The sequence below is a fragment of the Pseudomonas sp. CFBP 8758 genome (assembly GCF_014841725.1).
GTDB lineage: Bacteria > Pseudomonadota > Gammaproteobacteria > Pseudomonadales > Pseudomonadaceae > Aquipseudomonas > Aquipseudomonas baltica.
In genome coordinates this window covers 276,729-292,378 of sequence record NZ_JACYUK010000004.1, presented here as the reverse complement: position 1 = coordinate 292,378, position 15,650 = coordinate 276,729, and the positions used below count along the sequence as shown (strand labels likewise).

Sequence of the window (15,650 nt, the reverse complement as noted above, 5' to 3'; positions counted from 1 at the left end):
AGCCTGAAATGACCGACTACAAAGCCACGCTAAACCTTCCGGACACCGCCTTCCCAATGAAGGCCGGCCTGCCCCAGCGCGAGCCGCAAACTCTGCAGCGCTGGGACAGCATTGGCCTGTACCAGAAGCTTCGCGAGATTGGCAAGGACCGTCCCAAGTTCGTCCTGCACGACGGCCCGCCCTATGCCAACGGCAATATCCACATCGGTCACGCGGTCAACAAGATCCTCAAGGACATGATCACCCGTTCCAAGACCCTGGCCGGCTTCGATGCGCCGTACGTGCCGGGCTGGGACTGTCATGGCCTGCCGATCGAGCACAAGGTCGAAGTCACCCACGGCAAGAACCTGGGCGGCGACAAGACCCGCGAACTGTGCCGCGCCTATGCCAGCGAGCAGATCGAAGGGCAGAAGGCCGAGTTCATCCGTTTGGGCGTGCTGGGCGACTGGGCCAACCCGTACAAGACCATGAGCTTCCCCAACGAGGCCGGCGAGATCCGTGCCCTGGCCGAAATGGTCCGCAACGGCTTCGTGTTCAAGGGCCTCAAGCCGGTGAACTGGTGCTTCGATTGCGGCTCGGCCCTGGCCGAGGCCGAGGTCGAGTACGCCGACAAGAAGTCGCCGACCATCGACGTCGCTTTCCCGATCGCCGACCAGCAGGCCCTGGCCGACGCCTTCGGCCTGCCCGGCCTGGAGAAGCCGGCCAGCATCGTGATCTGGACCACCACCCCGTGGACCATCCCGGCCAACCAGGCGCTCAACGTCCATCCAGCATTCACCTACGCCCTGGTCGACGTCGGTGATCGCCTGCTGGTGCTCGCCGAAGAACTGGTCGAGAGCTGCCTGGCGCGCTACAGCCTGCAAGGTACGGTGCTCGCCACTACCGTGGGTGCCAAGCTCGAGCTGATCAACTTCCGACATCCGTTCTATGACCGCCTGTCGCCGGTGTACCTGGCCGACTACGTCGAACTGGGCGCAGGCACCGGTGTGGTTCACTGCTCGCCTGCCTATGGCGTGGACGACTTCAACATCTGCAAGCAGTACGGCCTGACCAACGACGACATCATCGGCCCGGTGCAGAGCAATGGCGTGTATGTCGAATCGCTGCAGTTCTTCGGTGGGCAGTTCATCTTCAAGGCCAACCCGAACATCGTCGACAAGCTGACCGAAGTCGGTGCGTTGATGCACACCGAAGTGGTCAGTCACAGCTACATGCACTGCTGGCGTCACAAGACCCCGCTGATCTACCGCGCTACCGCGCAGTGGTTCGTCGGCATGGACAAGCCACCTGTCGAAGGCGACACCCTGCGCGAGCGCGCGGTGAAAGCCATCGAGGAAACCAAATTCGTTCCGGCCTGGGGCCAGGCACGCCTGCACTCGATGATCGCCAACCGTCCCGACTGGTGCATCTCGCGCCAGCGCAACTGGGGCGTGCCGATTCCGTTCTTCCTCGACAAGGCCACCGGTGAGCTGCACCCACGCACCGTCGAGCTGATGGAAGAGGTGGCCAAGCGCGTCGAAGTCGAAGGCATCGAAGCCTGGTTCAAGATGGACGCCGCCGAGCTGCTGGGCGATGACGCCGCCAACTACGACAAGATCAGCGACACGCTGGACGTCTGGTTCGACTCGGGCACCACCCACTGGCACGTGCTGCGCGGCTCGCACCCGATGGGCCACGAAAGCGGCCCGCGTGCCGACCTGTACCTGGAAGGTTCGGACCAGCACCGCGGCTGGTTCCACTCTTCGCTGCTGACCGGCTGCGCCATCGACAACCATGCGCCGTATCGCGAGCTGCTGACCCACGGTTTCACCGTGGACGAGAACGGCCGCAAGATGTCCAAGTCGCTGGGCAACGTCATCGCCCCGCAGAAGGTCAACGACACCCTGGGTGCCGACATCATGCGGCTGTGGGTTTCGGCCACCGACTATTCGGGCGAAATGGCCGTGTCGGACACCATCCTGCAACGCAGTGCCGACGCCTACCGTCGCATCCGCAACACGGCGCGCTTCCTGCTCTCCAACCTCAGCGGCTTCAACCCGGCCACCGACCTGCTGCCGGCCGATCAGATGATCGCCCTGGACCGCTGGGCCGTCGACCGTGCGCTGCTGCTGCAACGCGAGCTGGAAGAGCACTACGGCGAATACCGCTTCTGGAACGTCTACTCCAAGGTGCACAACTTCTGCGTGCAGGAGCTGGGCGGCTTCTATCTGGACATCATCAAGGATCGCCAGTACACCACCGGCGCCAACAGCGTTGCCCGGCGTTCCTGCCAGACCGCGCTGTACCACATCAGCGAGGCGCTGGTGCGTTGGATCGCGCCGATCCTGGCGTTCACCGCCGACGAGCTGTGGCAGTACCTGCCGGGCGAGCGCAACGAGTCGGTGATGCTCAACACCTGGTACCAGGGCCTGAGCGAGTTGCCCGAGGGCTTCGAGCTGGATCGCGCCTACTGGGAACGCGTGATGGCGGTGAAGACCGCAGTCAACAAGGAAATGGAAAACCTGCGCGCCGCCAAGGCCATCGGCGGCAACCTGCAGGCCGAAGTGACCCTGTACAGCGAAGACGCCCTGAACACCGACCTGGCCAAGCTGGGCAACGAGCTGCGCTTCGTGCTGATCACCTCGGGTGCCACCTTGGCACCATTCGCCCAGGCTCCGGCCGATGCGGTGGTCACCGAGGTCGCCGGACTGAAGCTCAAGGTGGTCAAGTCGAGTGGCGTGAAGTGCGCGCGTTGCTGGCACTTCCGTGACGACGTGGGCATGGACCCCGAGCATCCGGAAATCTGCGGGCGCTGCGTCGACAACATCAGCGGTGACGGCGAGGTGCGCCACTATGCCTGATTCGTCGGCGTCCTTCGGTCGCTACGGCCACTTGAAGTGGCTGTGGCTCAGCGTGTTGGTGATGGTGCTGGACCAGGCCACCAAGTTCTATTTCGACGGCACCCTGCAGATGTACGAGCAGATCGTGGTCATTCCCGACCTGCTCAGCTGGACCCTGGCCTACAACACCGGCGCCGCCTTCAGCTTCCTGGCCGACAGTGGCGGCTGGCAGCGCTGGCTGTTCACCCTGATCGCCGTGGTGGTCAGCGTGGTGCTGGTGGTCTGGCTCAAGCGCCTGGGGCGCAGCGACACCTGGCTGGCGATAGCGCTGGCCCTGGTGCTGGGCGGCGCGGTCGGCAACCTGTTCGACCGTGTCGTGCTCGGCCATGTGGTCGACTTCATTCTGGTGCATTGGCAGGATCGCTGGCGGTTCCCGGCGTTCAACCTGGCCGACAGCGCCATCACCGTCGGTGCGATCATGCTGGCGTTGGATATGTTCAAGAGCAAGAAAACCGGAGAAGCGGTGAATGACTGAGCAGCGCATCAGGGAAAACACTGAAGTGACCTTGCACTTCGCCCTGCACCTGGAAAACGGCGACACCGTCGACAGTACGTTCGACAAGTCGCCAGCGACCTTCAAGGTCGGCGATGGCAACCTGTTGCCGGGTTTCGAAGCCGCCTTGTTCGGCTTCAAGGCCGGCGACCGACGGACCGTGAAGGTGCTGCCGGAAAACGCTTTCGGCCAGCCCAATCCGCAGAACGTGCAAGTCATGCCGGCCTCGCAGTTCGCGAACATGGAGCTGTCCGAAGGGTTGCTGGTGATCTTCAACGACGCGGCCAACACCGAGCTTCCGGGCGTGGTGAAAGCATTCGACGACAACGAAGTGACGGTAGACTTCAACCACCCGTTGGCAGGCAAGACCCTGACCTTCGAGGTGGAAATTCTTTCGGTCACCGCCCTTTAAGGGCACCGAGGCAAGCATGCAAATCAAACTCGCCAATCCCCGTGGCTTCTGCGCGGGTGTGGACCGAGCGATCGAGATCGTCAACCGCGCCCTGGAAGTCTTCGGCGCACCGATCTATGTCCGCCACGAAGTGGTGCACAACAAGTTCGTGGTCGAAGACCTGCGCAATCGCGGCGCTATCTTCGTCGACGAACTCGACCAGGTGCCTGACGACGTCATCGTCATCTTCAGTGCCCACGGCGTTTCCCAGGCCGTGCGCCAGGAAGCGGCCGGGCGCGGCCTGAAGGTGTTCGATGCAACGTGCCCGCTGGTCACCAAGGTGCACATCGAAGTGGCTCGCTACAGCCGCGACGGCCGCGAGTGCATTCTCATCGGCCACGCCGGGCATCCGGAAGTCGAAGGCACCATGGGGCAGTACGATGCCAGCAACGGTGGCGCCATCTACCTTGTCGAAGACGAGAAAGATGTTGCCAACCTGAATGTGATCAACCCTGAAAACCTTGCCTTCGTGACCCAGACGACCTTGTCGATGGATGACACCAGCCGGGTCATCGACGCGTTGCGCGCGCGCTTCCCGGCCATTGGCGGGCCGCGCAAGGACGACATCTGCTACGCCACGCAAAACCGCCAGGACGCCGTCAAGATCCTGGCCGACGAGTGCGACGTGGTACTGGTAGTGGGCAGCCCGAACAGCTCCAACTCCAACCGGCTGCGCGAGCTGGCCGAGCGCATGGCCACCCCGGCGTACCTGATCGACGGCGCGCAGGACATGCAGCAGGGCTGGTTCGACGGCGTGCAGCGTATCGGCATTACCGCTGGCGCCTCGGCGCCCGAGGTGCTGGTGCGCGGTGTCATCGAGCAACTGCACGCCTGGGGTGCGACCGGTGCCGACGAGCTGATCGGTCGGCCGGAGAACATCACGTTCTCGATGCCCAAGGAATTGCGGGTGAAGACGATCGGTTAGCGCGGTTTGCCGCACCAGTCGGCAGACTGCGGATCTGGAAGATCAGTGATTCGGACCCTGCCGACCCAGTCGATCACGACGCGCCAACGTAACCGTGCGCGCTTCGGATCGCAAAAAAACAGAGACCCGGCATTTGACTCCCCTTTGACGCCGGCAGGTGCGCCGAAACTATCGAAGCGCACCTCGTGGCGTACCCATTTATTGCCGATGACAGGCACCTTGCCATCGAGGATATGGGTATTGAGGTGCGTACCTCTGGCGGTGCTCAGACCTCGAATATCCAGCAGTGTGACCCAGCCCCAACCCCAGCCCCGGTGGAACCCCCTTACCACCACAGGCGTCTGCCGCAGGATCGCTTCCGACCGGGCCATGCGCAATGTGAAAGCAAGTTCCTGCGCCACCACTTTTCGCCGCTGCTCCTGCAGAAACTCATGCAGGGCTGGCATGGCAATCGCAGCCAGTATCGCGACCACCGCCAGCACCACCACCAGCTCCACTAACGTAACTCCTTTACTGTACATGCCAACCCTCCCTGGGTTTCCCTGCAATAGGCGCTGATCCCTCTAGAACAACCGTATATCCTGTGCGCGCACCGAACCGCGCGAGCGCTGGTTTATAGTCGATGCTCTTGGGGGAGGCGTCCAATGCGGCATGGTTACAAGGGGTTTACGCTGGTCGAGCTGATGGTGACCATCGCAGTGCTGGCCATACTGGTGACCATAGGAATCCCGTCGTTTGTCGGCCTGATCAACAACACCAAGGCTGACACCGAGTCGACAGATTTGTACCGCGCCCTCAACTATGCGCGCCTCGAGGCGATAAACCGGGGAGCGAGCATACGTGTCACGCCCTCGGTCGCGAACGACTGGACCAGCCGCCTCGATATTCAAGTCGTCAATGCTGGCGTCGTGACCAACCCGGTGTTACGCGTGATTGCAGACATGTCTGCGTCAGCTGTAGTGAAACCCAACAACATTGCCAACATCGAGTACAACAATTTGGGCGCACTGGCCAATCCCGTCACGGCAGTCGCGTTTTCCTACACGCAGGGTACCTACACCAAGGCCATCGGTGTGTGCCTCAACGGGCGCGTGATACTGGGGGGCACCTGTCCATGAGCATGCGCAGGGGGCAAGCAGGGGTCAGCCTGATCGAGGTCCTGGTTTCGCTGCTGATCATGGGGATCGGCCTGCTCGGGGCAGCAGCGTTGCAGCTCAACGCCCTGAAGTTCACCGACAGCTCGGCGCTCACCAGCCAGGCCAGTTTCATTGCCTATGACATGATGGACCGCATTCGTGCCAACCCCGACGCCAACTACGTGCTGGCCAACCTCGATGCGGCACCCGCGGGCAACGCAAGCGACGTCCGGGCCCAGGATCTTGCCGATTTCGCCGCCAATGCCAAGGCCATCGGCGGAGTCAGTGCGGGCAGCAGCATCGCCGTGAACAACCGCGTCGTTACTATCACTCTGCAGTGGAGTGACGCGCGTGCGACCAACGCCGCCAACGTTTCCAATGTGCAGAGCGTCGGCGATGGCCTGCAGAGTTTCACGCTGACCAGTCGCGTGGCCATCGACAAGGGGATCAAATGAGACGCTCATCCCGAGGCATTGGCCTGATCGAGCTGATGGTCGCCATGACCCTGGGCCTGGTCATCGTGTTGGGCGTCACCCAGATATTTCTCACGGCGAAGAATACTTACCAGAGCCAGAACGCTGCGGCGGGCATTCAGGAAGATGGACGCTTTCTGATGAGCAAGATGGCCCAGGAAATTCGCATGACAGGGTTTTTTGGCTGCCAAGCCAATCCGCTCGACAGCACGCTTACCAAAGACTTCACCGCCGCGTACGCCTCGCCGATCACTATTACCCGCGGCACTAACAACAGCGTGATTCTCACGTTGATCACTGCCGACGTGGGCAATAACGGCGCCAATGCCGACTGGAACATTCTTACTGACTGCCGCAGTTTTTCAACAGCCTACTTACCGGCAGCCATGCCTGCCGCACTGGCTGGTCAGCAGGTCATTCCGATACGTCGGGTCGTCTATACCTTTGCCAACAATCAAGTGTTGGCGGGTAGTTTAGCCAACAGCCAAAGCCCGTTGATCAGCAACGTGCTGGCTTTTGACGTGACTTTCGGCGTGGCCTCATCCGCGGCTAACATCAATGCCAGCAGCTACGTTGCCACGCCTACCAACTTCGACTTGATCCGCAGTGTGCGCATCAGTTTGCAGCTCGCCGACCAGGCGGCTGCACCCAATACCCGCGCGCAAACCCGGACTTTCAACACCGTGATTGCCTTACGCAATCGGCTGCTGTGATGAGGACTCAATGAGTATGCACACCCATTACAGCGCAACGAGCACGCAACGTGGGATGACGTTGGTAGTGTGCCTGGTCTTTCTGCTCTTGCTGACTTTGATCGGCGTGTCGTCGATGCAGAACGCGACATTGCAGGAAAAGATGGCAGGCAGCGTGACCCTGCGCAACGGCTCGTTCCAGATAGCCGAAGCCATGCTGCGCATTGGCGAAAATACAGTGAAGCCAGAAGCCTACACCCTGACTTTCTGCAATACCGCAGTTACCTGTGCCCCGCCGACCAACGCCAATACCATTGGCACCAGCAACTATATTGCCGCCAATGGTGTGGTTTGGGTGCAGTCCGGGTCTGGCTATTACGCCATTCAGAAAGTGGGTACCACCAACAACCCGTCGATTCTTGCAAGTGGTTCGCCAATCAACACCACCAAAAAATTCTATGAGCTGTATCGCATTACCGGGGTAGGCATCCAGGGTACTTCGCGAACGGTGCTGGAGAGTGTCTATGCCAAGCAGCAGTAGAATGCGCGGCGTGATCAAGTTCTGTTCCGGGATACTTGCTGGATTGTACGTCAGTGCTCCGCTGTATGCCTTCGCACCAGCGGACTCTCCGTTGCTCAGCTCGGGGTCGGTCACGCCCAATGTGATGTTGCTGGTGGATGACTCCGGTAGTATGAATAACCTGATCCGCACAGCCGACTTCAATCAGGCTACCAGTCGTCCAACGATCTATAACTGCTACTACGCCACGTTCTGCGACCGATTCAGTGTCACAAACATCGACATGGACAGTGAAAATCTGTTCTACAGCAGTTTCAACCGGGGTGGATGCTCATTCGGTTATTCGGGATTCACGCGAGGTACCAACACGGTGTATTGCCTGCGCCTCCCGGATCCGGTGGGCAACGGCAGCACCCGCTATTCATCACGGTACATCTCTTACCTGATTGACCGGCTGCCGAGCGGCAGCACCAGCCGTGACTACATTGCCGACACAACGGTGCCCGGAGACTATCGGATCAACGTTGCACGAGACGCGGCGACCGCGCTGGTCAACGCCAATCGCAACCTGCGTATCGGTCTGGCCACCTTTAACCCGCCGGCTCCCGGCAACCCAGGCCCGGGTGGCAATATTCCCCGCGCGATTGCCGACTTGAGCGCCAACAGTTCTACCACCACAGCCCAAGCTAACAGCAACTACAACGCATTGATCAATGCCATCGGCGACCTAGGCGCCATCGCCAACACACCGTTGGCGGAAGCCTACTACGAGGTGACGCGTTATTTCAGGGGGATGACGCCTTACTACAACAGCACGCCCAATACCTACACCAGCCCTATCCAGTACCGCTGCCAAAAGAACTACGGGGTAGTGATCACTGACGGCCTGCCTACTTATGACCGCACTTTCCCCACCAATGACCCACTCGGGGGATCAAGGCTGCCAAACTGGGACGGTGACAGCAGCAATGATGGCGATAATCTGACTGGTGACGGTGAGGGTGACACGTTGTACCTGGATGACATCGCCAAGTTTGCCAATGATATTGACATGCGGTCCGGCGGGACAGATACCGCCGGCAAGAGCTGGGATGCTGCGGATTTTCCCAAGCAGAACATGTCCACTTACACAGTAGGCTTCGCTGCCGACAATCAGATGCTGAAAGATGCGGCTGAAAAGACCGGTTATGGCCAGGGCAAATACTATCAAGCCACTGATGCTGCAGGCTTGAGCGCTGCCTTGACCGCTGCGCTTAACGATATTGCTTCCAAGGCTGGTTCAGGCGGGGGCGGTTCGGTCAACTCGGTCAATCTCACAGCGTCTTCGCAGTACTATCAAACATTCTACGACCCGACCGACTGGCGCGGTACGGTACGCGCCTATAACCTGGACAGTTCAGGCAATCCAGGCGCAACGGCGGTATGGAGCACGGATGACAAGGTTAAGTCGGCCGGGACTACGATTTTTCAGTCGTGGAACATACTCACCAGCCAGCCCATCGCACTATCATTGCTGAATTTCTCTCCTGCCCAGATCGCTACCCTGGCCGTCGGTGCATCGAGTCTCAACACTCTCCTCAATCCAGTTACCGCCAATGACCTGATCGAGTGGACGAAAGGCACCAACAAGACCGGGCTGAAGACGCGCTCGGTATTGCTGGGCGACATCATCAACTCACCCTTGGTGTATGCCTCGCCCACTGCCATTACCACTACCGACACGACAGGCGATTTCAGCTATACCACGTACCTTGGGACCAAGGCTGCGAGCATGAACCCCGCTCTGGTTGTCAACAGCAATGATGGGATGACCAACGTTTTGAATACCGATGGCACAAGGCGTTATGCCTATCTGCCATCTACTACGTTGGCCAATTTGAACGCAGTAGCCAACCCCAACTATATCAATGGCGTTGGCCATAAGTTCTTGAATGACGGTCAGTTGACTGTCGCAGACGCTCAAATTAACAACGGCTGGAAAACGCTGGCTTTGGGCGGCGTAGGGGCTGGCGGCAGGGCTTATTATGCGTTGCAGCTGTTTGAAGCCGGTGGTAGCAATACCACCCGTGCCCTTTGGGAAATCAACAGTAACACCACGGGCTACAGCAACATGGGCTATGCCTATGGCAAGCCGGAAGTGGCCCGATTGAAAGACGGTACCTGGGCAGCATTCATCTCGAACGGTTACGGCAGTACGACGGGGCGCGCGTCGCTGTTTGTGATCAATCTGGCTACCGGCGCGTTGATCAAAGAGATCCAGACCCCGATCGTTACAACAGGCGAAACCGACAACGGTCTGTCCTCGGTAGCGCTGGACATCAACAGCCAAGGCGTTATTCAGTACGCCTATGGTGGCGATCTGAAAGGGCGCATGTGGAAATTTGATTTCACCAGTACCACGAACGGCGTGGTCGGGTTCGCTAATACGCCACTGTTCACGGCTTCGGGTGGCGCGACCCAAGCTATCACCGCACAGCCAACCATAGGCAATTACACTCAGGGCCGGCAGATCATCTTCTTTGGTACAGGCAAGCTCAACGAGGTGGCGGACAAAACTACAACTACGACGCAGGCTTTCTACGCCATCGTCGACGCCAATGGCTCGACCGCGAACTACACCGAGTCGTTACTGCAACGCCAGACCATCACCAATATCACCGGCACCAAGGTCTACACCAGCCAGAATGAGGTGGACTACAACACCCGCAAGGGTTGGTACATGCCGCTGACCTACGGCACCACATCGACAGGGGAGCGGGTGCTTTATCCACCCTTGTTGATCGACGGTAACATTTTTTTCACTACCGCTATTCTTGACGTTTCGGACCCATGTTCGAGCGCTGGGTCAAGTAAGCTGATGGAAGTGAACGCCGAAAATGGCAAGATGATCACGAATTTCAACATCCTGAACGGTACTGAGGCAACTGCGGGAATGATCGTATCGGGAGGTTTGATCAATACCGCATCAATGATCTCTTATGTCGATTCCAATGGGAATGACATGATTGCTATCCAACTGCCTAGCACGGGTGACTCTACGACAGGCAGTGGCGGCGGGTCTCCTAAACAACAGGTGGTTTCCCCGAACCGCCGTATCATGTGGCAACAACGACAATGAGTGTCCGTATGCGCAGGCAAAAAGGCTTCACCCTTATCGAATTGATGATCGTGGTCGCCATCGTCGGCATCCTTGCTGCCATCGCCTACCCCAGCTACACCGAGTACGTGAAGCGCACGCACCGGGTGGAGATCGGCCAGGTGCTGGCCGAAGGTGCGCAGAATTTCGAGAGGGGGTTCACACGGACCGGCAGCTACGCCAACGTGCCCGACGTGGCGGGCAATGCCTGGTACAACATCGTGACGGCAAAGGACGCCACAACGTTCAGCCTGACGGCCGCGCCGAAGCCCGGCAGCATGATGGTCGGTGACAAGTGCGGCAGTTTCGTCATCAATCAAACCGGCGCGCGGACCAACACCGGCATGGCTGCCGGCAACACCTCAGCCACCTGCTGGGGCCGCTGAGCCTTCTTTGGAATCGTTTCATGTCTGACCATGTGTTGGTTGTCGGCGGCGGCGTAATGGGCCTGCTGACGGCCTACAATCTTGCTGCCCATGTGGGTCGCATTACCCTGATCGACCGCAGCGCGGTCGGCCAGGAGTCTTCCTGGGCCGGCGGTGGCATCGTTTCACCGCTGTATCCCTGGCGCTACAGGCCGGCGGTTACGGCGTTGGCGCATTGGTCGCAGGATTTCTATCCGCGCCTGGGGCAGCGCCTGGCCGTCGATACGGGCATCGATCCGCAGGTGTACACCACCGGTTTGTACTGGCTGGACCTGGACGATGAAGCCGAGGCGCTTGCCTGGGCACGGGCCAATGGTCGGCCGCTGGCGGCAGTGGATATTTCAGCTACCTACGAGGCCGTGCCGGTGCTGGGGCCCGGGTTCGGGCGCGCGATCCATATGGCCGATGTCGCCAATGTGCGCAATCCACGCTTGATCAAGGCTTTGAAAGCGGCCTTGTCGGCGCTGCCCAACGTGACGGTGCGCGAGCAGTGTGAAGTGCAGGGTTTTTTGCTCGATGGCCAGCGGGTGGTCGGCGTGCGTTCGGCGCAGGGGGAGGTGCTGGCCGACGAGGTGGTGCTGACCGCGGGTGCCTGGAGCGGTGAGTTGTTGCAGACCCTGGGCATCGACTTGCCGGTGGAGCCGGTGAAGGGGCAGATGATCCTGTTCAAATGCGCAGCCGATTTTTTGCCGAGCATGGTACTGGCCAAGGGGCGCTATGCCATTCCCCGCCGCGATGGGCATGTATTGATCGGCAGCACGCTGGAGCATGCGGGCTTCGACAAGACGCCAACGGTAGAGGCGCTGAACAGCTTGCAGGCCTCGGCGGTCGATCTGCTGCCGGCCCTGGCCGAGGCCACGCCGGTGCAACAGTGGGCTGGGTTGCGTCCGGGGTCGCCGGAGGGGGTACCGTTCATTGGTGCGCTGCCGCGGCATCCGGGTTTGTGGTTGAACTGCGGTCATTACCGCAACGGGCTGGTGCTGGCGCCGGCTTCGTGTCGTCTGCTGGCCGACCTGCTGCTGGGTCGCGAAGCCGTGATCGATCCAGCCCCCTACGCGCCGCAAAACCGAATCCCCTTGTAGCAACGGCGCGAGCCGCGTCCGGCCGCACCGCGTTCATTCAGGCACACTGAATACACCGCCGACGCGGCTTGCGCCGCTGCTACGGGGATCCCGTTGTCCTGTAGCAGCGGCGCAAGCCCCGTCCGGCCCCACCGCGTTCATTAGGCGCACCACACAAACCCTGTAGCAGCGGCGCAAGCCGCGTCCGGGTTTGACGCGGTGGCAGGGAATCAATCCAGGCCCAGTTTTTTCAGGCGGTAGCGCATCGAGCGGAACGACATGTTCAGCCGCTGCGCTGCTGCCGTGCGGTTCCAGCGGGTTTCTTCCAGCGCTTGCAGGATGAGCTTGCGCTCGACGCTTTCCAGGTAGTCTTCCAGGTTGTCGACCTGGGCCAGGCTGGGTTCGCCGGACTCCACGCTGACTGCCGTTTCGCTCAGGCGCAGGTCGCTCGCCTCGATGCGATCGTCTTCGCACAGGGTGTAGGCCCGTTCGAGCATGTTTTCCAGTTCGCGCACGTTGCCGGGAAAGCGGTAGCCCTTGAGGGTTTCCAGTGCCGCTGGGGTCAACTGCGCGGGCGGCAGGCCACTGCCCTGCGCCAGGCGTGCCAGCACGCTGGCAGCCAGCAGCGGAATGTCTTCACGGCGCTCGCGCAGGCAGGGCACGCGAAGCTCGATCACGTTGAGTCGGTAGTAGAGGTCCTGGCGAAAACGCTGCGCCGCCACCTCGGCTGCGAGGTCCTTGTGGGTCGCGCTGAGAATGCGCACATCGACCACGTTTTCGGTCTGCCCACCCACGGCGCGCACGGCCTTTTCCTGGATGGCGCGCAGCAGCTTCACCTGCATGGTCAACGGCAGGTCGGCCACTTCGTCGAGAAACAGCGTGCCGCCATTGGCCGCCTGAAACAGCCCCGGCTTGTCTTCGGTGGCACCGGTGAAACTGCCCTTGCGATGGCCGAAGAATTCGCTCTCCATCAGCTCGGCGGGGATGGCCCCACAGTTGACCGGAATGAACGGTCGATCCGCCCGCGGTCCCTGTTCGTGAATCAGCCGGGCGACCAGCTCCTTGCCGCTGCCCGACTCACCGCTGATGTAGACCGGCGCCTGACTGCGCGCCAGCCGGCCAATCTGCTTGCGCAGCCCTAGCATGGGTGGCGAATCGCCGAGCAGGCGTTGGTCGATGCTCGGTTCCTTGCCGACCGGGGCGGGCGCCGGCATGCGCAGCGCGGTGCCGACCAGCTCGCGCAGGCGCGGCAGGTCGACCGGCTTGGTGAGGAAATCGAAGGCACCGGCCTTGAGCGCATTGATGGCGGTGTCCAGGCTGCCGAACGCGGTGATCATCGCCACCGGCAGGTGCGGGTAGCGCTGCTGGATGAACTGCACCAGCTCAAGACCCGTGCCGTCGGGCAGGCGCATGTCGGTCAGGCACAGGTCGAACGATTCGCGCCCCAGCCATTCGCGGGCCTCGTTGACGTCGCGTACGCTGCGGGTTTCCAGTTTCATGCGGCCGAGGGTGATCTCCAACAGTTCGCGGATGTCCGGCTCGTCATCCACGATCAGAATTTTTTGCCTGGCGCTCATAGTCATCCCTGTTTGCGCGGGTGGGCGAAGGTGATGCGCATGCAGCTGCCCCCTTTTTCACGTGCTCTGTAGTCTAGGTGGGCCTGGTTGCTTTCGCACAGCTCGCGGGAAATATACAGGCCCAGCCCGGTGCCGTTGCTTTCGGTGGTGAAGAAAGGCTCGAACATGTGCTGCAACTGATCGGCGGCAAAGCCCGGACCATCGTCCAGCACCTCGAGGATCGGCAGGCCGTCGGTCGGCTCCACGAAAAGATTCAACCAGACCTGCGCGCGACCCTGTTGCTGGGCGCTGTAGCGCAGGCCGTTTTCCACCAGATTGTTCAATACCTGGGTCAGCTGGTTGGCATCCATGCGGGTTTCCAGGGTGCCGTCGCTGACGTACATGTGCAGTTGCTGGCCCGGGCGCGCGGTGGTGCGAAAGTCACTGACGAAGTTTTCCAGCCACGCCTTGAGGTCCAGCGGATGCGGTGCGCTGGGGCGCCGGCGCGACAGCTGCAGCACGTTCTCGATGATCAGGTTCATGCGCTTGCATTGATCCTGAATGATCTGCGTCAGACGCCGGTCGGCTACCGGCAGGGCTTCGGATTCCTGCAGCAATTGCCCGGCATGGCTGATGGCGCCCAGCGGGTTGCGGATCTCGTGGGCGATGCTGGCCGTAAGTCGGCCGAGCGCGGCCAGCTTGAGTTGCTGGGCCTGCTGCGCGATCTGCGACAGGTCTTCGAGAAACACCAGGGTCTGCTGCTGTTCACCGCCGCGACGCAGGGCAATGAAGCTGGCCTGGATCGACGGCCCGGTAGGGGAGAACTTGAGGCTTTTCACGCGCAGGGCAGGGTTGGTCTGCCACTGCAGCAACCGTTCGATCAGGTCGGGTGAGTGGACGGCGATCAGCTCACCATTGAGTGTCATGCGGCCAAAAAGCCCCAAGGCGCCCTGGTTGGCCAGCTGCACCCGCAGTTCGGTGTCCAGCACCAGGATGCCGGTGCGCATGCGCTGCAGAATCAGCGCGTTCAGGGCTTCCAGGCTGGTGACGTCACTGGCGCGCTGCTCGGCCAGGTTCTCACTGGTGCGCAACAGGCGACTGAGGCCTTGAACCACGAACCACACGGCGAAGCAGAGCACACCCAGGGTGCTGGCCTGCAGGTAGTCGTTGGCGGCAGTGGGGCGCGAGATGCTCAGGTAGAACGTCAGGTAGATGATGCCGATGGTGGCCAGCGCGGCGATCAACAGGCCCAGGCGGTTGCGCAGCAGCAGATTGCCCATGGCCACCGAGGCGATCATCAGGTTGCCGATACCGCTGGGTGTACCGCCGCCGGCGTAGAACAGGCCCGCGAGCATGATCACGTCGGCAGTGGCCAGGCTGAACACCGGCAAGACCCGACGCGGGTTGCCCATCAGCACCACGACCAAGATGTTGAGGATCAGGTACAGCCAGCTGCCGGCGCGAAACAGTTCGCCATCGGCCACTTCCAGCAGGCGGTTGTCCATGTTGCTGGAAATCAGCAGGACCAGCGACAGGCCGATAGTCAAGCGGTAGAGGTGGTACAGGCGCAGCATCCGCTGCGCCTGGGCGCCGCCGAGAAACTGCGCTTCAGCGGGCACCGTTGCCGGGCCCTTGCTCCAGGTGCGGCTTGCTGCAATACCAGTGGCTGTCGCGGCGCAGCGCGCTGTCTTCTGGCAGATGCACGCCGCACTGGGCGCATCGAACCATGCTCAGCGATGCCGGCTTGTCATCCTGGCGAGGCGCGCGCGCCGGGTTCTTGAATTTGCGCCACAGCCAAATGGCGGCGAACACGACGGCGATCCAGAAAATCAGGCGAATCATGGGATGGTCAGCTTTGCCAGGGGAGATGGCGCAGTGTAGGAGCGCACCCGATGCGGAGCAA

15 protein-coding genes are annotated in these 15,650 nt (G+C 61.1%); 11 read left to right on the top strand and 4 right to left on the bottom strand.

Features of this window, described 5'->3' with window-relative positions; all coding sequences use genetic code 11:
• The first annotated feature begins 8 nt into the window (after positions 1 to 8).
• The 4 genes from ileS to ispH are packed head-to-tail and all read left to right on the top strand — an operon-like array spanning position 9 to position 4,748.
• Positions 9 to 2,840 carry an isoleucine--tRNA ligase gene (ileS, locus tag IFT75_RS10750; protein WP_192054761.1) on the top strand — a complete coding sequence of 944 codons (2,832 nt, stop codon included), beginning with the start codon at positions 9 to 11 and terminating at the stop codon, positions 2,838 to 2,840.
• A complete protein-coding gene (gene lspA / locus IFT75_RS10745) occupies positions 2,833 to 3,354 on the top strand; it encodes a signal peptidase II (protein WP_122475327.1) in 522 nt (173 codons plus the stop codon). The genes ileS and lspA overlap by 8 nt, the downstream gene beginning before the upstream one ends.
• Complete coding sequence (gene fkpB / locus IFT75_RS10740; protein ID WP_122475325.1) at positions 3,347 to 3,784, top strand: FKBP-type peptidyl-prolyl cis-trans isomerase; 438 nt, start codon at positions 3,347 to 3,349, stop codon at positions 3,782 to 3,784. Before lspA ends, fkpB begins: the two co-directional genes overlap by 8 nt.
• A 16-nt stretch (positions 3,785 to 3,800) precedes the next feature.
• Entirely contained in the window at positions 3,801 to 4,748 is a 948-nt protein-coding gene (gene ispH / locus IFT75_RS10735) for a 4-hydroxy-3-methylbut-2-enyl diphosphate reductase (RefSeq protein WP_185795209.1), read from the top strand.
• On the opposite strand, the gene IFT75_RS10730 is transcribed toward ispH, so the two are convergent.
• Positions 4,745 to 5,269, bottom strand: coding sequence for a GspH/FimT family protein (locus IFT75_RS10730; protein WP_185795210.1), 525 nt, complete (start codon positions 5,267 to 5,269; stop codon positions 4,745 to 4,747). The two genes, ispH and IFT75_RS10730, sit on opposite strands and share 4 nt — an antisense overlap.
• 123 nt (positions 5,270 to 5,392) lie before the next feature.
• Between IFT75_RS10730 and IFT75_RS10725 the strand changes: the two genes are divergently transcribed.
• Genes IFT75_RS10725 through thiO form a run of 7 tightly spaced genes read left to right on the top strand, consistent with a single transcriptional unit; the run spans position 5,393 to position 12,212 of the window.
• Positions 5,393 to 5,866, top strand: a complete 474-nt coding sequence (locus IFT75_RS10725) for a GspH/FimT family pseudopilin (protein WP_185795211.1) — start codon at positions 5,393 to 5,395, stop codon at positions 5,864 to 5,866.
• Positions 5,863 to 6,339, top strand: a complete 477-nt coding sequence (gene pilV / locus IFT75_RS10720) for a type IV pilus modification protein PilV (RefSeq protein WP_192054759.1) — start codon at positions 5,863 to 5,865, stop codon at positions 6,337 to 6,339. Before IFT75_RS10725 ends, pilV begins: the two co-directional genes overlap by 4 nt.
• Positions 6,336 to 7,070, top strand: coding sequence for a PilW family protein (locus IFT75_RS10715; RefSeq protein WP_185795213.1), 735 nt, complete (start codon positions 6,336 to 6,338; stop codon positions 7,068 to 7,070). The genes pilV and IFT75_RS10715 overlap by 4 nt, the downstream gene beginning before the upstream one ends.
• A 16-nt stretch (positions 7,071 to 7,086) precedes the next feature.
• Positions 7,087 to 7,590, top strand: a complete 504-nt coding sequence (locus IFT75_RS10710; RefSeq protein WP_446730995.1) for a pilus assembly PilX family protein — start codon at positions 7,087 to 7,089, stop codon at positions 7,588 to 7,590.
• Entirely contained in the window at positions 7,574 to 10,687 is a 3,114-nt protein-coding gene (locus tag IFT75_RS10705; protein ID WP_446731067.1) for a pilus assembly protein, read from the top strand. The genes IFT75_RS10710 and IFT75_RS10705 overlap by 17 nt, the downstream gene beginning before the upstream one ends.
• An 8-nt stretch (positions 10,688 to 10,695) precedes the next feature.
• Positions 10,696 to 11,091: a type IV pilin protein gene (locus IFT75_RS10700; protein WP_192054754.1), complete on the top strand. Its 396-nt coding sequence runs from the start codon at positions 10,696 to 10,698 to the stop codon at positions 11,089 to 11,091.
• Positions 11,092 to 11,111: 20 nt separating this feature from the next.
• Complete coding sequence (gene thiO / locus IFT75_RS10695; RefSeq protein ID WP_192054752.1) at positions 11,112 to 12,212, top strand: glycine oxidase ThiO; 1,101 nt, start codon at positions 11,112 to 11,114, stop codon at positions 12,210 to 12,212.
• A gap of 209 nt (positions 12,213 to 12,421) precedes the next feature.
• On the opposite strand, the gene IFT75_RS10690 is transcribed toward thiO, so the two are convergent.
• The 3 genes from IFT75_RS10690 to IFT75_RS10680 are packed head-to-tail and all read right to left on the bottom strand — an operon-like array spanning position 12,422 to position 15,589.
• A complete protein-coding gene (locus IFT75_RS10690; RefSeq protein ID WP_192054750.1) occupies positions 12,422 to 13,768 on the bottom strand; it encodes a sigma-54-dependent transcriptional regulator in 1,347 nt (448 codons plus the stop codon).
• A gap of 2 nt (positions 13,769 to 13,770) precedes the next feature.
• A complete protein-coding gene (locus IFT75_RS10685; protein ID WP_446731066.1) occupies positions 13,771 to 15,366 on the bottom strand; it encodes a sensor histidine kinase in 1,596 nt (531 codons plus the stop codon).
• Positions 15,356 to 15,589 (bottom strand): PP0621 family protein, encoded by a 234-nt coding sequence (locus tag IFT75_RS10680; protein ID WP_122475309.1) that lies wholly within the window; start codon positions 15,587 to 15,589, stop codon positions 15,356 to 15,358. Before IFT75_RS10680 ends, IFT75_RS10685 begins: the two co-directional genes overlap by 11 nt.
• Between the last annotated feature and the right edge of the window lie 61 nt (positions 15,590 to 15,650).